Genomic DNA, 26,031 nt, shown 5'->3' with positions numbered 1-26,031 from the left:
TTCTTTTTTATAGGTTTTTATCAGGGTACTCACAAAGATCCTGAATGATGCACGTTTTACATTGAGGACGGCGTGCAGTGCATACATACCGTCCATGTAAAACAAGCCAGTGATGCGCATCTTTTAGAAATTTAGCTTCAATATTTTTTATGAGTGCTTTTTCTACTTCTAAAGGAGTTTTTCCTTTAGCAAGGCCAGTACGATTAGATACCCTGAATATATGAGTATCTACAGCCACTGTAGGTTCGCCAAAAGCTGTATTCAGGATTACATTAGCTGTTTTACGGCCTACTCCCGGCAAAGATTCCAAGTCATTACGTTGATCGGGTACTTTCCCGTTGTACTTTTTGACCAGCAACGCACAGGTTTTCATAATATTTTGTGCCTTGCTATTATAAAGACCTATAGATTTTATATAATCTTTAAGTTTTTCCAAGCCCAATTCAAGAATACCCTGGGGGGTGTTCGCTACTGGAAATAACTTGGCTGTTGCTTTATTTACGCCAACATCAGTTGCTTGTGCTGAAAGAATGACAGCAATTAATAATTCAAAAGGAGAATGGTAAACCAACTCCGTAGTTGGATGTGGATTTTGTTCACGAAAACGCACAAAAATTTCATGGCGCTGCTTTTTATTCATGAGTTTTTTTCGCTTTTACACGTGCCAATGCTTGTTGAATATAGTTTTGCTTGGCTTGTAAGTCTTGAGTCTTATCTGTTTTCAATGCAAGTTGGCGCTTTTCTCTATAAGCCTGTTGTTTTTCATGTTCCTCACGTAATAAACGTGTTTGTTTGGCATTAAAGCGCGTGCGTGCTATGTCTTTATCATAGTGTATATCCGGTAAAGTAACCATCTCAATACAATCTACTGGACATGGAGCAACACACAAGCCACAACCGGTACATTCATGGTTGATAACCGCATGCATTAATTTACCACTGCCAATAATTGCATCTACCGGGCAGGCTTTGATGCATTTGGTGCACCCAATACATTCTGCTTCACGAATGACCGCAACAGAGGGTGCCCGGGTATTCGTGCGTGCACTCTGCAAATAAGGGGCAGGATCAATATTGAGTAAAGCACCTAATGCTTTGACGGTAGTAACTCCTCCGGGAGGGCATTTATTAATTGGAGCTGCCCCTTGAGCCAAAGCTTCGGCATAGGGCAAGCAGCCAGGGTAATCGCATTCGCCACATTGAGTTTGTGGCAAAAGCGCATCAATTTCTTTAACTGAGGCCATGGTACACCTGTTTGGATTGCTCCAGCATGGCTTGTATTTTTTCCTTTTCAACACGAACCATTAAAGGCTGGAAGGTATTGAGATGATGATTGAGCAAAGGCTGATTAATTGATTCCCAGTTAAGGGGTTCGCAATTTAAAAAATCTTCAGAGGCTTTTGCCATCAAAGGCAATACGGGTTTTAAATAAGTGATTAAGATCCGAAATAAATTAATTCCCATGGTACAAATAGCCTGGACTTCGGCTAAGCGTCCTTCTTCTTTTGCTAATACCCAGGGTTTATGGGTATCTATATACTGATTCACTTTATCGGCGCAATCCATAATCTGGCGAATAGCGCGTGCATAATCACGAGAAATAAAAGATTCAATCACTTCAGCGCGCACATCAAGTAGTTCTGCATACAATTGTGGATCACTTAAGCTGCTACTTAAACGGTTATCAAATCGCTTATTGATAAAACCGGCACAACGACTGGCAATATTGACTACCTTACCCACGAGATCTGCATTGATCCTGTTGATGAAATCATCAAAATTTAAATCCAAATCATCAACGCGACCGTTTAGTTTGGCGGCAAAATAATAACGGAGGTATTCGGGATGCAGATGCTCCAGATAAGTCCGTGCTTCAAGAAAAGTGCCACGTGATTTTGACATTTTCTGACCATCAACGGTTAAAAAGCCATGGGTGTACACGGCTGTAGGCATGCGATGGCCGCTAGCAGCAAGCATGGCAGGCCAAAACAAAGCATGGAAGTAAACAATGTCTTTACCAACGAAATGGTATAACTCAGTGGTAGAGTCTTTATCCCAAAATTCTGCAAAAGAAATGCCTTGTTCATCGCAGTATTTTTTAAAACTGGCCATATAACCTATAGGGGCATCAAGCCAGACATAGAAGTATTTGTCTGTAGTCCCAGGAATGGGAAATCCAAAATAAGGGGCATCACGCGAGATATCCCATTGTTTTAATCCTGCGGCAAACCACTCATCCAGCTTATTCGCTACTTCAGCTTGCAAATGTCCGCTACGGGTCCATTCTTTTAAAAGCGACTCATAACGGGGCAGATCAAAGAAGTAATGCTCTGAATCTTTTTCTATAGGTTTGGCTCCTGAAATAGCGGATACCGCATCAATCAAATCCGTAGGTGAGTAGGTTGCACCACAGACCTCACAGTTATCCCCATATTGATCGTGAGCACTACATTTGGGACATGTTCCTTTGACGTAGCGATCAGGTAAAAACATTTGTTTTACGGGATCATAAGCTTGCCGTATGGTTCTTTTAATAATAGAACCATTTGCTTGCAATGACTCGTAAATGCCTGCAGCTAAGGCCTGGTTTTCCGGAGAGTGGGTCGTATGATAACAGTCATAATCGATCGCAAACGCTTTGAAGTCATGTTCATGGCTTTGCTTTATTTCGGCAGTTAAGGCTTCTGGAGTAATCCCTATTTGTTCTGCTTTTAACATAATCGGGGTGCCATGCGCATCGTCACCACAGATACTGATGCAATCGATTCCAGACATTTTGTGGGTACGTACCCAAATATCCGTTTGAATATGCTCTACTAAATGTCCAAGATGTAAATGTCCATTTGCGTAAGGTAAGGCGCTGGTGACCAGCATTTTACGTTGTTTCGCCATTAATTCAGTACCTGCTTGTATGAAAATGACAGATTATAACGCATGTGAGCCATAAATGCTGTAGGTAACTGAGTTATGTTATGGAGCAAATCGTAGTGCCATTGCATAAAAAAGAAAATTCTAAAATGTAGGCCTATCGTTTGGTGTTTATTTCATTCCTTTGGGGTTACGCCGTGTAAGTAATTCATTAGAAATAAAAAACGCGGCATGCGCCGCGTTTTGCATTCCTACTTTAATACAGATTATTGGCTGTTGCTCAAAGAGAGTGTGTCTTTATGAACAACTTCTTCTTCATCTTTCTTCTTAGTAACAGTTGTGCTCAAAGGAGATGAGAATTGAGGTACGTCTTCATCACGTTTCAGAGTAACTACAGTGCCTGATGAGCGCTTCTCTGAGCTTACTTCTGAACGCTTAGTTGAAGTTAAGGTCGTGTATGGGTTGCTGGTAGTAGTAAAAATAGTTTGGTCTAAACCAGTACCTTTACCCAAACTGTGTTCATCATCTTCTTCTTCATCGTGCAGTATTTCAACTCTGCTTTTTTGGCTCTTGCTACGAAGACCCTTGCAGCATTCAGCAAGCCAGTTAATTGCGTTACCAGCAGCAGCAGCTACGTAAGTTGCTACAGAAACAGCAGCAGCAGTTAATGCAGCAGCAAGACCGATTTGTGCAATGGTGCTAGCGCCAGCAATTGCAGCAATAGAAAGACCGGCGATTGAGAAAGTAGCAACTGCAGTTAGAGCAGCAGGCCACAAGAATAAAGTAAGTGCAACTGCGCCGGCAGCAAGTAGAGAAAGCCATGCAGCAGTAGCGATTGCTTTTTTATGGTTAGAGAGGAAATCAGCAGTTGAACGGCTAACAATTTTAATACCGTCAGCTATATAACCTACTAAACCAGGTGTTGTTACAGGTTTACCATTGAGATCTGTTTTAACTCTTTCTACGCCGTCTCTACCTTTTTCTTTTACAGTAGAACCTAATAATAGATTAGACAGACCTGTGAAAGCATTCGCGGGGAGGTACGCAATCGTACTCATAACTTCTTTAAATTTCATGTGTTACTCCAAGGTTATAAATCAGGGCAAATAATAGCAATGATTTTGCTACATGTGAATCAAAAATGCTCAATTTGTTGTAACAAAAGTGTAAAAATATTTGATTTTTTTGCGTGAATAGTGTAATAAATGAACAAGATTTATATTAATAAAACCTTAAGGTTTATTTTTGATCAGAAAGAGGTTTGAGCATATTGTAGAGGAAAGGGAACTACACAATTTAATGATAATTCCCCTGTCATTTTGTCAATGATCGGAACGGCGATATAAAGTAGGATCATCAATTCCAGCACCAAGAAAGCCGCGCTTTCTAAAAGTACAACTATCACATTGACCACATGCTTCACCTGCATCATTTGCCTGATAACATGAAACAGTTAAGCTGTAATCTACACCCAAACTCACCCCCAATTGGATCGTTTCTATCTTGCTTAAATGTTGTAAGGGTGCATGGATGGTGAATTGATCACCGCTTATCCCTGCTTTAGTTGCCAAATTGGCTAAATTTTGAAATGATTGGATAAATTCAGGGCGGCAATCAGGATAATGAGAATAATCAACAGAGCTTGCACCGATAAAAATCTCTCTTGCTCCTATAGATTCTGCGAAACCTAAGGCCATAGCAAGGAAAATAGTATTGCGTGCAGGCACATAAGTAACTGGAATGTCAGAGCCCCCCTGAAAAGATGGTACTTCTATATTAGAATCTGTCAAAGCTGAATTACGAAATAATGCAGTATCTAAGGTGACAATGTGATGTGTCGCAACATTATAATACTGAGCAATGCGTTGTGCAGCGAGCAACTCAGCTGAATGCCTTTGTCCATAAGAAAAGCTGATTGTGTAGCAGGAAAAGCCTTTTGAGCGAGCCAAAGCCAGGCAAGTAGTTGAATCTAGGCCGCCAGATAATAGGACTACCGCTTTTTTCATGATCTATAATTCTCCAAATTTACTCATTTTTGTAACTTCTTAAATAAGTCCGGGTAAGAACTGCTGGCTACGTTCTGCGGCTTGTCCGCAGATCCAGGAATCTTGCTCTGAGTCTAGAGCTCTGGATCCTGCGGACAATCTGTAGGACGTGGGCGATTATAATTGCCCAGACTTCTTGGGTAGTTAGCTTTTTTTAGGTTTAAAATGCTGCTAGAATGCGCGCATTATGCCATAACATGGAACTTTATGACGACTACTCTTTATCCCGTTATCCTTGCAGGCGGTTCTGGAACTCGTTTATGGCCTTTATCTCGTAAAAATTATCCGAAGCAATTCTTGGCTTTAAATGGTGAACTGTCCCTTTTGCAACAAACTGTGCAAAGAGCACAGAATCTGATAAATACTCATGCCCTTATTGTAAGTAATGATGCGCATTATTTTCTTTGTCAGGAGCAATTAAATCATTTAACTCATTCAATGACTTATCTGCTGGAGCCTTGTGCCCGCAATACAGCTCCAGCAATTGCTTGTGCTGCTCATTATTTATCGCAAATCGCCGGTCCTGATGCAGTCATGTTGGTACTTCCATCAGATCATTGGATCGCTGATGATGTAGCATGGCAAGAAGCAATGTTACTGGGAACGCAATTTGCTGCAGAGCATCAGGCTTTAATTACTTTTGGTATCCAGCCGGACAGCCCTAAAACTGGATATGGTTATATAGAAGCAGGGTTGCCATTAACTGATAGAGTACAGCAGGTTTTACGTTTCAGAGAAAAACCGGCACTTGAGCAAGCAAAAGAATTTATTGCCAATGGAAATTATTTTTGGAATAGCGGTATGTTTGTTTGCCGGGCTGGCGTATACCTTCAGGAGTTGGTCGAATATCAGCCAGACATTCATTATTTTAGTCAGCAAGCCGTTTTAAAAGCACAACATCACCATGATTTTTTACGTCTTGATTTAGAATGCTTTTCTCGTTGCGAGGCCGAATCCATTGATTATGCAATTATGGAAAAGACGAATAAAGCTGCGGTTATACCTGTTTCCATGCAGTGGAGCGATTTAGGGTGTTGGTCTGCAGTAGCGGATGCAAATACACCCGATCAAGACGGCAACACGGTTACTGGAAAAGTGATTGCACAGCAGAGTTCTAATTGCCTGATCCACAGCACCGACATTTTAGTGACTGCAATAGGAGTACAAGATCAAATCATTGTTGCTACCCAAGATGCTGTGTTGGTGGCGGACAAGCAATATTCACAACACGTTAAAGATTTAGTGAGTTCTTTAAATAAAGATCATCATCAATTGACCCAAGATCACCAACGCGTGTCTCGTCCTTGGGGATATTATGAAGTTTTGGCTGAGGGGGCTTCTTTTAAAGTAAAACGACTCATGGTAAAACCTGGTGCTCGTTTGTCCTTACAAATGCATCAACATCGGGCCGAACATTGGGTTGTTGTTTCTGGAAAGGCAGAAGTAATTAATGACACGCAAACGATTTATTTATCGGTAAATCAATCAACGTACATCGCACAAAATACGCTTCATCGTTTAAGTAATCCAGGCAATGAACCACTTTATGTTATTGAAGTTCAAAGTGGTGCGTATTTAGGCGAGGATGATATTAAACGCTTTGATGACATCTACGCGCGCGAGCTTTCCTAACAGGGTGCTTAAAAATATTTATAGGATAGGGCTGCGGCGGCTCCCAGAGAATATATGACGGAAAACCTTTGTTTCCTTAAGGTAAGCTTAAGCTCTTATTCCTATTTATTATTTTATGCAAATTTTAGTTTCAATAGTGTAAATCAACGAATGCACATCTTGTTTTTAAAATTAGTGCTATGTTATAAAAAAGAACATATTAATTTTTTTACTGTGATTAAATGAATTAGTCGCCGAAATTCATAAGCACAGAGGTGACATTATGGCAACGAGTAGCGCAGTTCTGCAATCCTTTCTTAGAGATGCATTTAAAGATGACAAGAAATTTGCTGATTTGAGCTTCGAGGACTTGCTACAGTACAACCGCACTGAATGTGGCCTTATTCAGCTTGATTTTCTGCCAACAACATTTGCTGAACTTCCTAAATTTTTTACAGAAGATAGAGAAAATAATGATGTAGTCTTTCTCTATGAAAATACACTTTATTATGGAGATAAAAAAGGTAATCGTATTCGTAAGTTGGAACTTCCCAAGGAGCCTGAGAAACCCCAAGAGCCCCCGGAGCCTGTGGCGTTTGAAGAATCTGATGAATTGGAGCAGTCAAAAGCAAAGAAACAGAGAACAGATCCTGAATACCTTAAATATCTTGAGGAATATACTCAATACGAGTCGGCGTATGCTGAATATATTAAACAGATAAATGCTTATAGTAGCCTAAAGAGCTCATGCTCTGGCACCTACAAACGGGCAAGAGGTGAGGAGCTGGATTATATACGGAAATTAACAAACCGTGCTTATACTGAGCGTCGTAGCAATGATTTTCTTCCTTCATTGAATTTTTATTTAGGGATACTGGCTAATACAGACAGAGCTATGCTCCCATATATAGAGCATATTCCAGAACGAAAAGAAGAGTTGATCTTTAATCTGAGAATTACTCTGTTGCTTTTGCTGGCACAAAAACGACACGAAATAGAATATCAGAAAACTGAAAACGTAAACACTTATAATCAACATATTAAACGATGCTCAGAACTTCTTATGCGCTTGGATTCTGAATATCAACAACGAATCAGGATGCATTATGCAGAGACCCATGAAGCAAAACCAGTAAAATATTTGGGCATTCCCCTTGGGCAATTATTGGCTAAGGATATGGTTGATTTACCTGGGGGTACAACCAAGACCATTAAAGAGTACATGGGTAAAATCAATGAAGGTCGACTTTATTGGGTTTGGGGTTCATCTTTTTTAAAAACAGTAGTTGGCTTGCTGCCTGATTATATGTATGCGGGACAAGGGCCCGAAGCCATGAAAACTCCGGATCCTTTCACGGGAAATTTGAGCTGGACTTTATATTATGCACGTTTTTTCCTGGAGTTGGGTTTATTGCTCAAACATACCATAAAAGGTTCATGGATGAGTGAGGAGGAAGCAAAAATACCTCCGGAAGAACGTTTTCTCACCCAATTCGCACAAAGAAAATTTGCTTTATTGAATGATTTTATTTGGGGAACGGCTAATTTGTTTTGCTTCTTCTGGCTTAACGGAAAAGGTGCGTTGGGTACTGCAGGAGATGTTGTCACTCTTGTTCTTTTAGTTTTTGATATCGCCATGACGGCATGGGAATTTGAGGAGCAAAGAATAAAATATCATAAGGCCATGCTGCAATATGATGAAGATCTTGAACGGTTAGGAAAACAACTTCAAGTTTTTAAAGATATAAAAGATAGGGAGCTTCGAGACAGTGAACGACAGGAAAAACGCCAAATTGAGATACAAATTCGCACCTTGGAACGAGAAAAGTTAAAGTGCTACAGAGATTGGCAACTGCAAAAAGTATCCTTAATCAATAATATTGCCTATGCTGTTGGTCTTATGTTGGCTTTTTTAGTCTTAACTGCGCCATTTATGCCTATATCAGCTCCAGTATTAGGTATCATGGTGATTGTTGGCGCGGCAGCATGTCTTGCATTTACTATTATTAATAATGCAATCAAAGGTGGCATTGAGCTTTATAAAACCTATAAAACAATGCAAGAGCATAAGCAGGATCATGATGCCAAAGTAAAAGAGTTACTGGTCCTATTAAGAAAGCCAAATTTAAAAAAAGATGACGAGAAAAAACTTCTTTATCTTGAAATCAGGCAACTTCAGGCAGAAACAGAATATCAGAAGCAGATGATGATTTATCAATCAGTGAATTTAGCACGACGTATTATGATTGAAGCTTTAGTTCCTGTTGTTGTTTTGGCAAGTGTAGTGGCTATACCTCTGGGAGGGCTTGGTATTATACCTGTACTTATTGCTGCAATAGCGTTAGCAATTGCGACGCAGATGCTCGTGGATGCACTATTTAAACCTGAGGAAAAAAAGGCATTAGAATTTGATGAGGAATCATATGATAAGTTTTGTAAGGAGCTTCTTGAGCAGCCTAAACTTGAACGCGACCGTCTTTTCTCTTCTGGTGAGGAAAGGGAGCCCCTAGTGAATAAAGGAGATAATTCAATAGATCCTACTCCTACAGTTGAATATTAATCGGGGTTCCGATTTAACCGTAACCCCGATTTCGCTGCGTCTCATCCAGACTAGGGTTGATTTAGTATTTGAACTAGACACCTTATTTAAAATTTTTTCATTAAAATTCAATGGGGTTATGTAAAAATAAAAAACTGGCATTCATCATCTTCTTCTGTATAATGTTCAAAAGAAGCCTGACACGGAGTGTCTTAATGAAAAAGCTCCCTATCCTGTTGTTGCTTGTTTTTTCTGTTAACGTTATTGCTTCTGTTGCGCTGGGTGATGCGTGTGATACGCATGCAGGCATGTCTGATTCTTATGTCTTGGCGCTTAGTTCGCAGCCGGGTTTTTGTCAAACATATGGATATGAAGCAGGTAAACCCGAGTGCATGCATTTACCTAAAAATTCCTATCAAGCAAAACATCTGACCTTACATGGTTTATGGCCCAATCAATATGCCTGCGGACAAAGTTATGGATATTGTGGCGTAAAGCAGAAATCCAATCACTGTGCCTATCCTCCATTAAATTTATCATCCTCGGTATCTGAGCATTTGCAAAAGATAATGCCCAGTTATCGTTATGGAAGCTGTTTGGAGCGTCATGAATGGAATAAACATGGCAGTTGTCAAATTTTATCTGCCGATGAATATTTTTCACTGGCCATGCGTTTGACTGAAGCAGTGGATAATTCTGTTTTGGGGCATTATTTAACGGAACATCAGGGGCAAAAGGTTCCTTTAACTGTGTTGCGGAAGATGGTAGGCCAAGCATTTGGTAAAAATAATTCCGGGAAAGTTTATTTAGGATGTAGAAATGGCATATTAGTTGACATTTATATTCAATTGCCTGCATTGATTCCTTTCGATGAATCTTTAGAGTCTCTAGTTGATAGTGCGCCTAATTCTCAAGTGAATGATACTTGTCCTGCCAATGTCATGCTTTCTAATTTTAATAAAGGAAGTTGGTTTTAGTAGCCTTGCACATTGTCAGAACTTCCTCTAATGTAGAGAAATTATTGATACGGGAATGAAGTCTATGCTAAAGCAGTGTTATTTATTGATTCTAATTGTCTTTTTATTAGCTTCTTGCGCGCATCATGCGCCCAGAAATCAACCGCTACCTCCTCCGCAAGCGCTTAAGACAAAACAAGTCAGACAAGTCTCTGCTTTCAATCAGGTTAATGCGCAAGGGCAAATCAATATCAGTTTGCATACAGGTTATAAAAATCCTCAAGTAATTTTATCAGGTGATGCGCGCGATTTGGCGGCGATAAAAGTTGAAGTAATACAAAATACTCTGTATTTGGTTCTAGGCGGTGGTTATCCAAAATTTGGCCCAGTTTATGCTGAGGTTAGAGGCCGGTTTCTTAACCGCTTGACGGCTAATGGTACGCCTTTAATCACAGGGGACAGGCTGCACACCAGTATATTGGATGTTTATTTGGTAAATACTGGAAATGTAAGATTAGGAGGATCTATTGGCTTGCGTGTTCTGGATATAAAAGGCAAAGGGCTTACCCAAATTAGTGGATTAACAAGCCCAAGCTTACAGGTTCATCTGCAGGAAAGTCCAAAGGTACAACTTTCAGGTGTTGCTAATCTATCTAATTTAACCATGCAAGGAAATGCTTGGATCAGTTTTTATTGGGTTAAAACGGATACCTTAACTGTACGTGCGAAACAGAAAACAACAATTCAATTAGCGGGTGCAGTAAATCGACTTGATGTTGAGCTTTGGGGAAATGCACGCTTTAAAGGACGTTATTTGCGTGCGCAACGCAGTTTTGTGAGGACTCATGATCATGCTGTTGCCGAGATTTCAGCGGTGAAACATCAGAGCAATTTGGCTACTGATGCCAGTGATATTTATTATTTTAATTTACCAACCACACGAGCAGATTTTATGGCTTATAATGGTTCCGTATTGGATATGCGTGAGTGGAATCAATATGATCTGAAAGATTTCACACGTTACAACAAGCAGTTTCCTTAAAGTCACACTGACTTTAAGGAGTATGACATCTAAAATCATCTACGTTCTGCGGCTTGTCCGCAGAATCCAGATATCTGTACCTGGGTGGGCCCTGCGGCCAAGCCGCAGACCGTAGGAGAGGGTAGTTCAAAATGGCATCAAATTGTAACGCAACCTTCAGCCGGGGATAACCCTTAGTTTGAGCTGAATAACTTATCGAATTATTAGATCCTGGCTGCAAGCAGCCAGGTCACTATATTCCAGTCGCAAGCATCTCTTCTTCTCCTAACAGAGGAGACGGTTTTTCACCCGGCGTACGTTGATTAATGCACTGCACAATCATATCCAGATCATTATCTAATGGTAAAACATGTGCTGAGTGTGTTAGCCAATGTATGGTCGTGTTAGGTAAATGAGAGAACATTTTTTCTACCTCTTTTGAGGCCACAACACTGTCATGACTCCCCAAAAAGAGATCAATCGGGCAGTTTGGTGTTACCCATTGATATTCATTAATCAGGGTAAACAGTTCAATCAACGCAGGAATTGGAATCTTTCTATAGGATATTTCAGCATATTCATTGGTGGTGAGATTACCTGCCCTACCTCGTAGTTCGCAAAATCCAAGCTTTTGCAGTGCGATAAGAAGTTTTAGATTCTGATGAGTATTCATCTGCAATTTTAACGCAGGGGCTAAAAGAAACATATGATTGAATGTGAAATGCGCACTCAACTGACACGCCAATATACCGCCAAGAGATAATCCGAGTACATCTACTTTTTGATATTCTTTAAATAACACGTCACATTCTTGGGTAGCACACTCAAGCCAATCTTTGGCCTTAGCTTGTGCAAAAGCAGTGATGCTGTCTGCATGCCCTGGTAATGCAGGACAAAATAAAGCATCGTACTGATTTAATTGAGGAATTAGATAGCGATAAACAGCTGGCGAAGAAGTAAATCCATGTAAAAGCAGTAATGCGTGATCTGTTTTTGTTCCCCGTTGCCTAATTGGTTTAAGGAGTGCAACATCTTCTCTTTTTAAATCAAACAATTGTTTGCCGCGGCGCATGAAGCGAAAATCGTTAGGATTCATAATCATTCCGTATAGGTTGCATTTATTAGACTTCTTTCTATACTCTACTAAAGAAGACGAGATGCTTCGTCGATGCGGTGCACAAATCCTCATACTTCCAGTTCTCCGCTTTGTGTCTCTCCGCACTTTTCAAGAAGTCTATTTTGCAAAGTTATTGTAAATTATGGTTGAAAAAAATCATCAAGCAATGAATCTTGCTAAGATTTAGTGTATCTGAAAATATTGGATCTACGCTATCTATTATTAAAGGCAATGTTTCTTATAATGTGCTATCTTTAACGTAATAGGGGTAGATTGTCGAGGTTAAGACTTATGGGTACTGATAAAACTGTAGATGAGAGTTCAAAACCAAATCCTACGCCCCCCCCACAACAGCCGCAAGTTGTTGTTCCTACTGTTGAGGAGCCCAAGCCAAAAGCAACGAAGGGGGACGAAGAGGAAGATAAGAAAAAAGCTCAGCCAGAGGAGCCTAAAAAAACTGCTCCAAAGAAGAAAGAAGAGAGCCAGGAAAAAAACCCTTATCTTGCGCTGAATGAAGATCTGCAGAAGATGGTTGCAGATATTAATGGAAGCATCAACGATGCCTTAAAAGATGTGGCTAAAGCAGGTTGGGATAAAGCTGCAAATACAGAGCTGGGAAAAGCTGTAGGTGGGTTGAAGGATGCAATAGCTGCTAAAGCAGAAGATCTCGGACAACAACTCAAGAAAGAAGCGGGTGACAAACTGGATGACATCGGTAAGAGTATCAGTAATACCGCAATGGGGAAGGCGGTTGGACAGTTTACAGATTCAATAAGTTCTCTGCCTGATATGGTCAGTAAGGGGCTTACAGATGCTATAAACCAGGCTACAAAATCGATTCAAGATAGCATGAAAAAGGATGACGATCTGAAAATGGATGCTCCGAAAAGTACTCAATCTGATGATTTATTGGCGGAAGCGCGTGAAGCATTTGGCGATATGGAGGGCTGGGACGACTTGCTCACAGACAAACCAACCACACCTACGTCTACTTCTGAAAAAGATAAAGATCTCACTAGTGACGTGCAATTTAATATGTAACGAATCAAGCGAAGTTGGAACTCGGGGATTTGTGTTCGATAAACCCGGGTTTCGCTTTGACCCAGGTTTATCATTCTTTATTCTAACCCAATAATTTGTGCGGTAAACTTTCAATGCGTCCAGCTTGGGTGACGACTACATAATTTAATTTACGCTGCAGCTCGCTAATTGTATCAGCGCCAGCATAAGTAAGCCCGGATCTTAAACCACCCACTATATCGGCAATGATTACATCAGGACTTTCTTTGAAGGGAACTTCAGTTGCTACGCCTTCAGCAGTTTTCCATTCATGCATTTGTCCCAAGAAGTTTTCTTGCGCTTCTTTGGAGGCCATTCCACGATAACGCTTCACTTTGCTGCCATCTTTTTTTTGAATGACTTCACCAGGGGTTGGTGATGTACCTGCTAACATTCCACCAATCATGACAAAATCGGCACCAAAAGCCAAAGCTTTAACTATATCGCCAGAGGTTTTTATTCCACCATCAGCTACAATAGAGCGGTCAGCACGGGAACAATCTTGAATACAGGTTAGCATGGGCACGCCAAAACCTGTTTTAATGCGGGTGCTGCACACAGAACCACCGCCAATACCTGCTTTAATGATGTCAGCACCGCATGAAGCAAGATAATCAGCGCCAGCGTAGGTGGCAACATTTCCTGCCATAATACAGCGGTCAGCAAGTATATGGCGTAAGCTTTTTAAAGTTTTTCCTACATATTTGGCATGAGCATGCGCAACATCCACACAGAAATAGTCAGCTCCTGCATCACGTAAGGCTTCTGCTCGTTCCAATTCAGCTGCAGTACAGCCAACTGAAACAAAAACTTTATTGAGACACTTTTTAAATTCTTCGATATTTTCTTCGATGGACATAAAGCGGTGCAAGGCGCCCATCGCCCCTTTAGAGCTCATGAAATTAGCCATATCACTTTCAGTAATCGTATCCATATTCGAGCTGATTACAGGGAGTTCGAGGGTCAATTTACCCAGCCTGTCGGTACTGGTGGTTTCTACTACTCTTCTTGATTCGTGGTGATTGTACGAAGGAACAAGGAGAACGTCATCAAAAGTGATGGCATAGTCAGTCATGGTAAATCCTTAAAGTGCATACTATAAATGTTCTGCGGCATAAAAGGCAAGTCTTGAGCGTTCTCCACGAGTTAAACTCATATGCGCACTATGTTCCCAGTGTTTAAAACGATCTACTGCAAAAGTTAAACCCGAAGTGGTTTCACTCAAGTAAGGGGTATCGATTTGTTTGATATCGCCGAGGCAGATAATTTTGGATCCTGGTCCAGCCCGAGTGACTAAAGTTTTTATTTGTTTGGGAGTTAGGTTTTGCGCTTCATCAATGATAATGTAGCGATTTAAAAAAGTACGCCCACGCATGAAGTTTAAGGAGCGAATTTTAATTTTGTTTTGTAATAAATCCTGAGTTGCCCCGCGTCCGAAGCTGCCTCCTACTTGCGAACTGTGCAGGACTTCTAAGTTATCCATTAAAGCCCCCATCCATGGCGTCATCTTTTCTTCTTCCGTTCCAGGCAAAAAGCCAATGTCTTCACCTACAGGAATCGTCACGCGTGTCATGAGAATTTCAGTGTAACGGTTTTGATCCAGAACCTGAGTTAAGCCTGCAGCAATGGTGAGCAGCGTTTTACCTGTTCCGGCCGGACCCTGTAAGCTCACAAAATCGATATCTGGATCCATGAGCAAGTTTAGAGAAAAGTTTTGTTCACGGTTTTTGGCATGAATTCCCCATACGGAATGCTTTGTGTAATCGCGAATTAACTGAATTACTGCATGATCACTTTCAAGTTTTTTCACAATCGCCTGAAATTGATCGTCCTCAGTACTGATGCAATCATTGGGATTCCATTGATTGATTAAGGGTCCTGTCACTTTATAAAAAGTTTTACCGCTTTCTTGCCATGATCCCATATCTTTAGCATGGGTATCCCAGAAATTATTATCAAGAATGTGCAGGCCCCTATGCAGCAGATTCACATCATCCAATACCTGGTCGCTGTAATAATCTTCTGCAAGAATTCCAAGTATCCCTGCTTTGATACGTAAGTTAATGTCTTTTGACACAATAATTACTTGTTTTTTGCCCGCGTATTTTTTTTGTAAACCCAAAGCAGTTGCAAGAATCGTATTATCTACTTTATGTCCTGGAAGAGTGGAAGGAACCACCTGGTCGAATTCATCGGTTTGAAAAAACAGTTTGCCGCTGCATTTTTTTTTATCTGAGCTGAGATAGTTAGGTATCGTTAATCCGGATACGATTTGTTCGTGAGACGCGTTACTCATGAGCTCCACCAACATGCGGTTGGTTTGACGTACGTTGCGTGCTACTTCTGATGTACCCGTTTTGTGGCTGTCTAATTCCTCCAGAACAACCATCGGCAAATAGATATCATGCTCTTCAAAATGATAAATGGCTGTAGGATCATGCATTAAGATGTTGGTATCCAGTACAAACAGCTTTCGACGGGTATTGCTATTATCCATAAAATTCACCTTGTGATTAAAACGTGTAGCCTGGGCGAAGGCGCAGCCGTACTGCCATTAAGTGAACCCTACGTCCCGCGGCTTGTCCGCGGGATCCAGTGATAATCGAAGGTTCCTGGATTCCGCGGACAAGCCGCGGAACGTAGGTGCAGACACTTAATGGTATTAAGACGTAGCCATAATCCGAGATTTTATCATCAGTCTCGGGTTACGACTGCGCCTTCACCCAGGCTACAATTATTTGATTGCTTCTTTCATTCTGCTTAGGGGAGAAGATTCAGTCAAGAATAAAATTTTTATTTTAATGCACTGAGTACTTCGTCTACATGTCCTTTAACACTCACTTTGCGCCACTCCTTGCTTAATTTTCCTTGAGGGTCAATGATAAAAGTGCTGCGTTCAATGCCGCGAACTTGCTTGCCGTACATGGATTTCATTTTAATCACATCAAACACTTGGCATAATTGTTCGTCCTGATCGCTAATGAGTTCGAAAGGAAAGCTTTGCTTGGCTTTAAAATTTTCATGCGATTTTAAACTGTCGCGGGAAACGCCAAATATCTGGGTATTTAATTCTTGGAACTGAGGATATGCCTCTCGAAAGTCTTGCCCTTCTGTAGTACATCCTGGGGTTGCATCTTTAGGATAAAAATAAAGAACTACATATTGCCCTCGATAATCGCTCAAACGAGCATTGAGTCCATTCGTTGCTGTGAATGCAAAATCGGGTACGGATTCACCTATATTCATTATTCTCTCCCTGTTTTTTTCATAATGCGCGAACGGTCTCTTTGCCATTCACGATCTTTAATGGAGTCTCGCTTATCATGCTCTTTTTTACCTTTGGCCAGAGCTATTTTTATTTTGACTTTATTTTTTTTCCAATATAAAGAAAGGGGAACTATAGTATAGCCTTGGCGTTCGACACTACCGATGAGTTGGTTCAATTCTTTTTTATTCAATAATAACTTGCGTGTACGTGTTGGATCAGGAATAGAATGTGTCGAAGCGGTTATGAGTGGTTGAATCTGGGCACCAAGTAAAAAGGCCTCGCCGTATTTAATAATGATATGTGCATCTGACAGATTTATTTTTCCTGCGCGTAAACTTTTAACTTCCCAACCTTCAAGCACTAAACCTGCCTCGTATTGATCCTCAATAAAATAGTTAAAGCCTGCTTTGCGGTTCAACACAATGGTCGAATCGGATTGTTTTTTATTTGTCATATTTATTCTTTGTTGCGATCATGTTTGTAATCCAGTGGTAATTGAGGATAGACTCGATTTAATTGAGCATCAACTGCTACTCGGTTATCAAAAACAAAACATTGCCCTTCCCAGAGCGATTTTTCTTGGGGCATTTGTTCAATATAATTGAGAATGCCATCATACAAATGATAGACATTTTTGAAACCCAGGTCTTTTAAGTAAGCAGTGGATTTCTCACAGCGTATCCCACCCGTACAAAACATTGCAATTTTTTTATCTTTTTTATCAAGTAAATGTTCACGCACATACTCCGGAAAATCTCTAAAATTTTCGGTGCTGGGATTGATGGCGTTTTTGAATGTACCTAATTCAAATTCATAATCATTACGGGTATCGATTAACACCACATCGGGATCTTGAATTAATTCATTCCATTCTTCAGGGCTTAAATAGGTTCCTGCAGATTTTAAAGGGTCAACATTTTTGATGCCCATAGTTACAATTTCTTTGCGAAGTTTCACTTTAGATTTTTCAAATGGGTTTTCATTATCAAAAGTTTCTTTAAACTTTAAATCGGCTAAACGTTCATCCTGGCGAATGAATTGATAAAATAGATCCATTTGTTCACGAGTACCGGCAAACCCTCCATTGATTCCCTCAGAGGCTAATATAATGGTACCTTTAATTTTGATTTCATGCATTTTAGCAAGCAAAGGTTCGCGCATTGTTTCAAAATTTTCCAAAGAAACAAATTTATAAAATGCAGCGATTACTATTTTTTCCATTGTACTACCTAAAAGAGAAACAAAAATATTCGGCAAAAATTACCATTTACACAGAATTTAATCAATAGGCGTGAATTAAATGCATCCTAGGTTAGGTGCCTTATTGGTTTAAATATGAAGCAAAAATTAACTAAATGCGTTGACAAAAACTAACCAGCGATCATACTGTTATATACCAAAGCTATCTGCTTTCATTTGCGGCTTTATTTTATAAGGAGATAATATGGCCCAGTACATTCGGAAGTTGCGTTGGTTCTTAATCCTTTGTTTATTTGTCCCGTTCATAAGTTTTGCCGCCACTCCTGTAAAGTCTATGGTGGTTTTTGGCGACAGCTTGTCTGATACAGGGAATACCACTCACTTACTTAAAAGTTTACGCCAGGAAGAAGATCCCGCTTTTTTAGTCGCTCCTTTTAAAATATTTGTTCTCAATAAAATGGTTGAGTTTGCCGAAGAATATTATGTACCGCAAATGGTTTTGGATTCAGGTATCGCCATAGTTACCGATTTTTTTGATAATCAATTGGCACCCTATATTGCCAATTTGGTTAGTAAAATCAAATTAGTTCCTGTATTGCCAGGAAAACCTTATTGGAATGCACGTTTCTCCAATGGCCAGGTATGGAACGAATATTTAGCAAAAATGCTTTCCATTGCCCCAGAGGATGAAGAAGTTTATTTAAACCGTGCGTTTGGGGGGAGTTGGACCGCAACTTATGATTATCAATTAACGGTATGGAATTTGATTCGTCATCCATTAGGAACAATCAAAAATCTTATCGTCGGTAAGTTGGTTCCTCCAAGTCTTGGTTTAACTGTCCAAGCTTATTTATTAGAACACCCAGCTTTAAGTAAGGAAACCGTGTTTTTTATTTTCTCAGGGAGTAATGATTACATTAATGTCTTATTCTTTGAAGATAATTACAACACGGAAGTAATGAGTACTTATGTTGATAATGTTTTATCCGGTGCGGGTTCTGCTGTGATGAAATTAATGCAAGCTGGCGCTCGTCGCTTTGTAATCATGGGACTGCCTCATATAGGCGACACACCTCGCGTAGTGCAAACCACTGATAGAGAGGTTTTGAATAATGCTATTGATATGCACAACGACAGGCTTCGAAATCGTATGCAGGAATGGGCAAAAATTTACCCTGATGCAAATTTTCTCTATATCGACATGAGCGATTATTTCGAACGTGCTTTAAAAAATCCGGAAACTTATGGATTTACTAACACTACAGAAGCGTGTATTGATGTGAAACTTCCTATGTATGATGCATTCCGTAGTTCGCCTTTTGCTAACAACTACGTATTACGTTATGCACAAGTGCTTCAATATAGGGATGCAAGCTTTGCTGCAGGAGACAAGAACTATCAAGTATGTGATACTCCGGAGAGTTATTTATTCTGGGATGAAATTCATCCAAGTACACGTGCCCATGGATTGCTTGCTTTTGAAGTATGCAAGGCTATGAAATATCATGGATATGATGTAACGTGTCAAAATCCTATAGAGTAAATAGAATTGTGAGTAGCTAAGAGTTTTTCCAGTATCGCCTGGGTGAAAGCGCTGCCGTAGCCCGGGTTTTCTTTTTGCAGAACTCTCAATTATATCTGCACCTTTCTCTTGGCATTTAATTTTAGAGGAACAATTTGCGGTATCATCCTCTTAGCTCACGATACGGAACATGTTAGTGATTTATAAATGTTTATGGCATAATTGCCCTTTTTTTATTGATATATCGTTCATATGCGGTTGTTGAAACGAGGAGCATAGTATGTGTGGGATTATTGGAGCTGTGTCTGAAAGGGATATCAGTAAAATTTTACTGGAAGGGTTACGTCGTTTGGAATATAGAGGTTATGATTCTGCTGGTATTGCCGTAATCGATAATGACGAACTGTTACAACGTGTGCGAATTCAGGGGAAGGTACAAAATTTAGCGGATGCTATGCAAGAAACAGCTATTGCTGGAAATACAGGCATTGCGCATACCAGATGGGCAACGCACGGTAGGCCTTCAGAACAAAATGCACATCCGCACATATCCCATGGGCAAATTGCATTGGTGCATAATGGGATTATTGAAAATCATGATACTTTGCGCCATGAGTTAGTAATGCAAGGGTATCAATTTACCTCTGAAACAGATACTGAAGTAGCTGCCCATTTAATTCATTACTATTATCTTCAGAGTGAAAACTTGCTTGAAGCAGTACAAACCGCAGCTGCAAAAATGGATGGTGCGTTTGCTTTAGGCGTTATCCATCAACAAAGACCAATGGAACTTGTTGCTGTTCGTAAAGGTAGTCCTTTAGTTCTAGGCTTGGGTATAGGCGAGAATTTTATCGCTTCTGATGGATTGGCATTAAAATCTTTTGCACAATCAGTGATTTATTTAGAAGAGGGTGACAGCGCTTGTATTACCTCAAAAAGTGTAGCAATTTATGATTCATCCAAATCATTTGTTGAGCGCCCGCTTCATCCTTTAACGAGCGATGCTGAAACCGTGAGTAAAGGCCCTTATCGACATTTCATGCTCAAGGAAGTGTTTGAACAATCTAAAGTGCTGACTGATACCTTGGAAGGTCGTGTGAATAGCCTTGAGGTACTTAAATCCAGTTTTGGAGAGCGTGCCTCTCAAATATTTCCTTTGGTAAAGCAAATTCACATTGTTGCTTGCGGCACCAGTTATCACGCCGGAATGATTGCTAAATATTGGCTAGAATCATTGGCTGGATTGCCGACGCAGGTTGAAATTGCGAGTGAGTATCGTTATCGCGATGTAGTTGTACCCAAAGATACTTTATTTATCACCGTTTCCCAATCAGGTGAGACCGCAGATACTCTTGCTGCCTTGCAAAAAGCAAAAGATATGGAGTATTTGGCTAGTTTGGCTATTTGTAATGTGGCAACAAGTACTTTGGTCAGAGAAGCGGATTGTGTCTTTTTAACACGTGCTGGCGTAGAAATTGGCGTGGCATCTACTAAGGCATTTACTACGCAACTGGCTGCTTTTTTAATGTTAGCTGCAGCGCTTTGCCATGATAATCGGGCAAATGAAGTGTTAAAGCAATTACAAGAGCTTCCTGCATGCTGTGAACGCGCATTAAAGATGAACGAGGAAATCGAAGACCTTGCATCCCTTTTTGTTAATAAAGCACATGCTTTATTTTTAGGGCGCGGCGTACAATACCCGGTGGCTCTAGAAGGTGCTTTGAAATTAAAGGAAATTTCCTATATTCATGCTGAAGCATATCCTTCTGGGGAGCTGAAACATGGTCCTTTGGCCTTGGTTGATGAAAATATGCCTGTTGTTGCTGTTGCTCCTAACGATGAGTTATTGGATAAATTAAAATCTAATTTACATGAAGTCAGTGCACGAGGGGGGCAGTTATTTGTTTTTGTTGACGATACCCAAAGTTGGCGTGCAAATGGGGCACGTTTGATTAAGGTCCCTTACTGTGGTTTATGGGTTGCTCCAATCATTTACACGATTCCTTTACAATTACTGGCTTATCATGTTGCGGTTGTAAAAGGTACAGATGTTGATCAGCCACGTAATCTTGCAAAATCAGTGACTGTTGAGTAATAATGTGGCGATTTTTTTAACGACTCACCCTTCATCTGATACAGAAGTGGAGCGATTTCAGTATAAAAATGTGTAACCCTGGGAAGAAGCATCCACGGGTTCAACGATATGCTCTATTCCTGGGCTACGGCAATGCCTTCACCCAGGGTTCAATTCCAGTAAGGTTTAGGGATGAGGTAATCCATTGTTATATATTTATGTTTTACGGGGATGTAAATGACTCAAGAGATGTTGAGATTAGCTGCAATTATTGCGCAAGAGATTAAAGTTAAACCAGCGCAGGTAGAAGCAGCCATTCGTCTGCTCAATGAAGGGGCAACAATTCCTTTCATTGCTCGTTACCGCAAGGAAGCTACTGAAGGACTAGATGATATAAAATTACGTTTTATTGATGAGCGCGTGCTTTATTTGCGTGAACTGGATGAACGTCGCGCTGTAGTTTTGCAGTCTATCCGAGAGCAAGAGAAACTAACTCCAGAACTTGAAAAGAGTATTTTAGCAGCAGACACCAAAACTCGTCTTGAGGATTTATATTTGCCCTTCAGACCAAAGCGTCGTACAAAGGCGCAAATTGCCATAGAAGCAGGCTTAGATCCATTAGCGCAGGCTTTATGGAACAACCCTGAGCTGGATCCTGAAGAACAAGCGGTGCAATTTATTAATCCTGAGGCCGGTATTGAGGATGCAAAAGCAGCCTTAGAAGGTGCGCGCCATATATTAATGGAGCATTTTGCTGAGGATGCGGATTTGATTAATGAACTACGGGAATATTTGTGGCAGCATGGTATTGTCAAATCAACAGGCAGCTCCAAGAAAAAAGAAGCCGTGAATAAGTTTTCCGATTACTTTGATTATTCTGAAGCAATTAAGAAAATTCCTTCACATCGTGCTTTGGCTTTGTTCCGTGGACGGCGAGAAAGTGTTTTGCAAGTGAGCCTTACTTTACCTGAGCATGATTTATCCTATGGTGAAAATAAATTAGCTGCTCATTTCAATATTGTGGATAAGCAAAGAAAAGCAGACAGCTGGTTACTTGAAACAATACGTCTGACCTGGAAAATAAAATTATTTACTAAGTTGGAGCTGGAGTTACTGACTCGCTTACGCGAAATGGCCGACGAAGAAGCAATAAAAGTATTTTCCAGAAATTTACGCGACTTATTACTGGCCGCACCTGCAGGCCCACAAATTACTATTGGACTTGATCCTGGAATTAGAACCGGAGTTAAAGTGGTGGTGGTTGATGCAACAGGCAAGTTGCTGGATTACACTGTTATTTTCCCACTGGCTCCACAAAATGAATGGCATCAAGCAATTACTGATTTGGCTAAATTGGCAGCAAAATATCAGGTCAATTTAATCAGTATTGGTAATGGAACAGGTTCTCGTGAAACAGAGCGCTTGGTTACTGATTTGATAAAAATGTATCCTGATTTAAAACTGACAAAAGTTATTGTAAGTGAAGCAGGTGCATCGGTTTATTCCGCTTCAGAAATTGCCTCTCAGGAATTCCCTGATTTGGACGTCACTTTAAGGGGAGCTGTTTCTATCGCCCGTCGTCTTCAAGATCCGCTTGCCGAATTAGTCAAAATCGAAGCCAAATCCATCGGGGTAGGACAATACCAGCATGATGTGAATCAAGCTCGCTTAGCTCGTTGTCTTGATGGCGTTGTAGAAGATTGCGTGAACGCTGTAGGTGTTGATGTCAATACCGCTTCAGCCGCGTTGTTATCACATATTTCTGGTCTTAATGAAGCTCTGGCCAAAAATATTGTGCTTTATCGCGATGAGCATGGTGCGTTTAAAAACCGGATGGAATTAAAAAACGTAAATCGTATGGGTGAAAAAGCGTTTCAACAAGCAGCAGGTTTTTTACGTATTATGAATGGAGACAATCCACTGGATGCATCTTGTGTTCATCCGGAAGCTTATCCTTTAGTGGAAAAAATTATTGCAGACAAGAAAATTGATATTAAGAACCTGATCGGCAATAAAGAAATATTACATAGTGTGAATGCAGAAGCCTTTATTGATGATCAATTTGGTTTGCCTACTATAAGAGATGTGTTGCGTGAATTGGAAAAACCAGGCCGTGATCCTAGGCCAGAGTTCAAAACAGCACAGTTTAAAGAAGGTGTTGAAGACATCGAACATTTACATGAAGGAATGATCCTTGAAGGTGTTGTCAGTAATGTGACTAATTTTGGTGCTTTTGTGGATATTGGGGTGCATCAGGATGGGCTGGTTCATATTTCAGCAATGACGAACAAATTTATTTCTGATCCACGTACGATAGTAAAAGCCGGTGACATTGTGACGGTCAAGGTTATTGAGGTGGATAAGGAAAGAAAGCGCATTGGTTTAAGCATGAAATTAGAAGACGAACCTGTGAGTCAACCAATAAAAAAACCAGCAAAAACATCTGAAATGAAAAAGCCTCCTCAGGTTAAAAAAACGGAGCATAGGAAAAAACCTGAGGCTAAAAAAGTGGAGCCGGTTAAAAAAACGGTATTTAATACAGCAATGGCAGATGCATTAGCTAAGTTAAAGCGTAATTAAAAATTTTTAACATAGCATTGAGTATTGTAGCCTGGGTGCAGCAAAGCGGAACCCGGGTTTCCGGATATGAATAAATTTCTCAATCCCCGGGTTCCGCTTTGCTGTACCCAGGCTACATAGAGAACAAAGACTAAAATACGATGGTGAATCATGAGCAATACTCCAAAGGGAGAGCTTGCTATCCAGACTTTAGCAATGCCGGCAGATACCAATGCCAATGGTGATATATTTGGTGGATGGATCGTGTCGCAAATGGATTTGGCCACAGGAATATTGGCAAAAAGATTAGCAATGGGACGAGTAGCCACAGTGGCCATACACTCCATGAGTTTTTTAAAAGCAGTCCATGTAGGTGATCTTGTTAGTTGTTATGTCACCTTACTAAAACAAGGTAACACCTCTATGACATTCAGTGTTGAAGTATGGGCGCATCCTGCTACTCAAAATGACGCGTATCAAGTTACTGAAGGCGTTTTTGTTTTTGTTGCCATTGATGAAGAACGCAGGCCAAGACAGGTGCCTAAAAAAATATGACCAGTAATTCGTCAGAGCTGTACCGCTTACTTACTGAAATGGCTACCCTGATTGAACAAAATGCGGAGCCAGATCCCCAGTTATATACTTTATTTTTCCAACAACCTGAACTTGCTTTTAAATTAATTGATATCATCAATAACTTAGAAGAAAATCTGGATGAAGGTCTTTCAGTTTATTCTGCTTGTGTTTTTGCTTTAGATATTTGTGTTGCTCAATTGCAAGGTGCGGCAGAATCCAACAATAAAATTACTGCAAAAACATTAGTCCAATTGATGGATCACTTAGCCGCAATGATCAACTTGCGCAAACATACACTGAGTTTTTGGCTGCCTGTATTAAATTCCTTTTATGAATCACATGTCGAATTGACCGAAGATCTAAAAAATGCCTATTACGAACTTGCCAGCGATGAAGAGGAGCTGCTTCCTGAAGGCGAACCTGTCTCACATTTAGATGCGATTCGTGATTTAATTCATGAATTATCTGATCTTAATGTTTTTGAAATCGCCGAAAACTTTTTCGCTCAAAGTTATGCCATGCCGGCGGATTTTTTTGTCGATCTAATGGCTGATTTGTACAACATTGAAGAAGGTGCTGATATCGCCTTACTTATTTTATTGCATCCCAAAGCAGAGGTTCGCGAAGTTGCTGTTCACACGTTGGATCAAATTATAAGTTTAGTGACGCTTTCTTCTATATCCCTTTCACGGTTGCAGACAATCAAATATTGGTATCCAAAGCATTATCATGAATTGTTTGATTCATGGATAAAAATTCAACGCAAGCGAGGCGTTGTGTTTGCGCCAGAACCTGAAGCAGCTAAAGCAACCATTCGCGCGACAGAAGTAGATGGTACGGGCTCGCAAGGCATTTTTCTTCATGTGCGTAAACACAGGAAAAATAGACTTTGTGGTTTGTTATTAAAGTATGAGTTAGGTCTTAAAGATGCATGGATAACTCCTTCAGTTTCAGCAAAGGATGTGAAGAATTATTATACTCAGGCTTTTGATGAAAATGTGACCTTGCGTGAGGTGAGTCTATCTTATTTTACGATGATGGTAGAACATTTCTTGGCGGTTACCATAGAGAAGGGTGAGATTCCTAATGTCCAGTTTTTAGAAATCCAGGAGCTACTGGGCGTACGTTTGCGACCTATAAAGCTGGATATCGATTATCTCTTTGAACAACTAAGCATACAAGTTACCCCATTTACGCAAGAAGCGATTTCTGAATCCTTGCGCCGTTCAAAATCTTGGCTCAAAACCAAATCATTTACTGAATCCTGGTATTTGGAGAATCCTTTAATTGATAAGATAGTCAACCATAACAGCAGTTTTGTCGACGGGATTAGAGTCTGTCGTATGGAAGACGCCATGGACGCTGTATTTTCCGAAGAAATGGAATTGCATCGTGATAAATGGCAATTTCATTTCTTATGGGTTTCTCTATGGATGAAAGCCAAGGAAAAACGAAATGAGAAAATGTGGCGCGATAGTTTTCTAATTGCTTATACCATTCATGAAGGTACCCCTCTGAAAGAGATTCCTGTCATGCAAGAAATTTGTCGGCAAACAGTGATTAATAGTGTGGAAACCATGCATGAGAGACGAACACATTTGAGTCAGGAATAAGAG

General features: G+C 40.3%; 21 protein-coding genes. 10 read left to right on the top strand and 11 right to left on the bottom strand.

The window, feature by feature from the left end:
• Nucleotides 1-7: 7 nt before the first annotated feature.
• The 5 genes from nth to queC all read right to left on the bottom strand — a co-directional run bounded on the left by nth (nt 8) and on the right by queC (nt 4,874).
• Nucleotides 8-640: an endonuclease III gene (gene nth, locus A8O27_RS09390; protein WP_058458314.1), complete on the bottom strand. Its 633-nt coding sequence runs from the start codon at nt 638-640 to the stop codon at nt 8-10.
• The gene (locus tag A8O27_RS09385; RefSeq protein ID WP_058458315.1) at nt 633-1,244 is read right to left on the bottom strand and encodes an RnfABCDGE type electron transport complex subunit B; all 612 of its coding nucleotides are present in this window, start codon (nt 1,242-1,244) and stop codon (nt 633-635) included. Before A8O27_RS09385 ends, nth begins: the two co-directional genes overlap by 8 nt.
• Complete coding sequence (gene metG / locus A8O27_RS09380; RefSeq protein WP_058458316.1) at nt 1,231-2,892, bottom strand: methionine--tRNA ligase; 1,662 nt, start codon at nt 2,890-2,892, stop codon at nt 1,231-1,233. Before metG ends, A8O27_RS09385 begins: the two co-directional genes overlap by 14 nt.
• Before the next feature lie 242 nt (nt 2,893-3,134).
• The gene (locus A8O27_RS09375; RefSeq protein ID WP_058458317.1) at nt 3,135-3,944 is read right to left on the bottom strand and encodes a hypothetical protein; all 810 of its coding nucleotides are present in this window, start codon (nt 3,942-3,944) and stop codon (nt 3,135-3,137) included.
• 246 nt (nt 3,945-4,190) lie between these two features.
• On the bottom strand, nt 4,191-4,874 hold the full coding sequence (queC, locus tag A8O27_RS09370) for a 7-cyano-7-deazaguanine synthase QueC (RefSeq protein ID WP_058458318.1): 684 nt from the start codon (nt 4,872-4,874) through the stop codon (nt 4,191-4,193).
• 246 nt (nt 4,875-5,120) lie between these two features.
• On the opposite strand from queC, the gene A8O27_RS09365 reads away from it, so the two are divergent.
• The 4 genes from A8O27_RS09365 to A8O27_RS09350 all read left to right on the top strand — a co-directional run bounded on the left by A8O27_RS09365 (nt 5,121) and on the right by A8O27_RS09350 (nt 11,061).
• Nucleotides 5,121-6,545: a mannose-1-phosphate guanylyltransferase/mannose-6-phosphate isomerase gene (locus A8O27_RS09365; RefSeq protein ID WP_058458319.1), complete on the top strand. Its 1,425-nt coding sequence runs from the start codon at nt 5,121-5,123 to the stop codon at nt 6,543-6,545.
• Nucleotides 6,546-6,807: 262 nt separating this feature from the next.
• Nucleotides 6,808-9,084 carry an AAA family ATPase gene (locus tag A8O27_RS09360; protein WP_058458320.1) on the top strand — a complete coding sequence of 759 codons (2,277 nt, stop codon included), beginning with the start codon at nt 6,808-6,810 and terminating at the stop codon, nt 9,082-9,084.
• Nucleotides 9,085-9,278: 194 nt separating this feature from the next.
• Complete coding sequence (locus A8O27_RS09355; RefSeq protein WP_058458321.1) at nt 9,279-10,040, top strand: ribonuclease T2 family protein; 762 nt, start codon at nt 9,279-9,281, stop codon at nt 10,038-10,040.
• A 64-nt stretch (nt 10,041-10,104) separates the two neighbouring features.
• On the top strand, nt 10,105-11,061 hold the full coding sequence (locus tag A8O27_RS09350; RefSeq protein WP_058458322.1) for a GIN domain-containing protein: 957 nt from the start codon (nt 10,105-10,107) through the stop codon (nt 11,059-11,061).
• A 232-nt stretch (nt 11,062-11,293) separates the two neighbouring features.
• Here the strand turns inward: A8O27_RS09350 and A8O27_RS09345 are convergent, their stop codons facing one another.
• Nucleotides 11,294-12,136 carry an alpha/beta hydrolase gene (locus tag A8O27_RS09345; RefSeq protein ID WP_082642398.1) on the bottom strand — a complete coding sequence of 281 codons (843 nt, stop codon included), beginning with the start codon at nt 12,134-12,136 and terminating at the stop codon, nt 11,294-11,296.
• A 312-nt stretch (nt 12,137-12,448) separates the two neighbouring features.
• Here A8O27_RS09345 and A8O27_RS09340 point away from each other — a divergent pair, with 312 nt between their 5' ends.
• Complete coding sequence (locus A8O27_RS09340) at nt 12,449-13,198, top strand: hypothetical protein (RefSeq protein WP_058458323.1); 750 nt, start codon at nt 12,449-12,451, stop codon at nt 13,196-13,198.
• Between the two features lie 82 nt (nt 13,199-13,280).
• On the opposite strand, the gene A8O27_RS09335 is transcribed toward A8O27_RS09340, so the two are convergent.
• From A8O27_RS09335 to trhO, 5 genes are all read right to left on the bottom strand, one after another.
• A complete protein-coding gene (locus A8O27_RS09335) occupies nt 13,281-14,291 on the bottom strand; it encodes a guanosine monophosphate reductase (protein ID WP_058458324.1) in 1,011 nt (336 codons plus the stop codon).
• Nucleotides 14,292-14,312: 21 nt separating this feature from the next.
• Nucleotides 14,313-15,713, bottom strand: coding sequence for a PhoH family protein (locus A8O27_RS09330; protein WP_058458325.1), 1,401 nt, complete (start codon nt 15,711-15,713; stop codon nt 14,313-14,315).
• A 296-nt stretch (nt 15,714-16,009) separates the two neighbouring features.
• Nucleotides 16,010-16,462 carry a peroxiredoxin gene (locus A8O27_RS09325; RefSeq protein WP_058458907.1) on the bottom strand — a complete coding sequence of 151 codons (453 nt, stop codon included), beginning with the start codon at nt 16,460-16,462 and terminating at the stop codon, nt 16,010-16,012.
• Nucleotides 16,462-16,938: an SsrA-binding protein SmpB gene (smpB, locus tag A8O27_RS09320; RefSeq protein ID WP_058458908.1), complete on the bottom strand. Its 477-nt coding sequence runs from the start codon at nt 16,936-16,938 to the stop codon at nt 16,462-16,464. The genes A8O27_RS09325 and smpB overlap by 1 nt, the downstream gene beginning before the upstream one ends.
• Before the next feature lie 2 nt (nt 16,939-16,940).
• Nucleotides 16,941-17,705, bottom strand: a complete 765-nt coding sequence (gene trhO / locus A8O27_RS09315; protein ID WP_058458909.1) for an oxygen-dependent tRNA uridine(34) hydroxylase TrhO — start codon at nt 17,703-17,705, stop codon at nt 16,941-16,943.
• Nucleotides 17,706-17,928: 223 nt separating this feature from the next.
• On the opposite strand from trhO, the gene plaC reads away from it, so the two are divergent.
• The 5 genes from plaC to A8O27_RS09290 all read left to right on the top strand — a co-directional run bounded on the left by plaC (nt 17,929) and on the right by A8O27_RS09290 (nt 26,028).
• The gene (gene plaC / locus A8O27_RS09310) at nt 17,929-19,227 is read left to right on the top strand and encodes a lysophospholipase/glycerophospholipid:cholesterol acyltransferase PlaC (protein WP_058458910.1); all 1,299 of its coding nucleotides are present in this window, start codon (nt 17,929-17,931) and stop codon (nt 19,225-19,227) included.
• A gap of 259 nt (nt 19,228-19,486) precedes the next feature.
• The gene (gene glmS, locus A8O27_RS09305) at nt 19,487-21,301 is read left to right on the top strand and encodes a glutamine--fructose-6-phosphate transaminase (isomerizing) (protein WP_058458911.1); all 1,815 of its coding nucleotides are present in this window, start codon (nt 19,487-19,489) and stop codon (nt 21,299-21,301) included.
• Nucleotides 21,302-21,517: 216 nt separating this feature from the next.
• Nucleotides 21,518-23,860, top strand: coding sequence for a Tex family protein (locus A8O27_RS09300; RefSeq protein ID WP_058458912.1), 2,343 nt, complete (start codon nt 21,518-21,520; stop codon nt 23,858-23,860).
• Between the two features lie 150 nt (nt 23,861-24,010).
• Nucleotides 24,011-24,394 carry an acyl-CoA thioesterase gene (locus tag A8O27_RS09295; RefSeq protein ID WP_058458913.1) on the top strand — a complete coding sequence of 128 codons (384 nt, stop codon included), beginning with the start codon at nt 24,011-24,013 and terminating at the stop codon, nt 24,392-24,394.
• Nucleotides 24,391-26,028 carry a Y4lR C-terminal helical domain-containing protein gene (locus tag A8O27_RS09290; RefSeq protein WP_058458914.1) on the top strand — a complete coding sequence of 546 codons (1,638 nt, stop codon included), beginning with the start codon at nt 24,391-24,393 and terminating at the stop codon, nt 26,026-26,028. Before A8O27_RS09295 ends, A8O27_RS09290 begins: the two co-directional genes overlap by 4 nt.
• Nucleotides 26,029-26,031 lie beyond the last annotated feature (3 nt).

Source organism: Legionella bozemanae, assembly GCF_001648595.1.
Classification (GTDB): Bacteria; Pseudomonadota; Gammaproteobacteria; order Legionellales; family Legionellaceae; genus Legionella; species Legionella bozemanae.
Note: the sequence above shows the minus strand (reverse complement) of the source record. Positions and strands in the feature narration are given on the sequence as shown.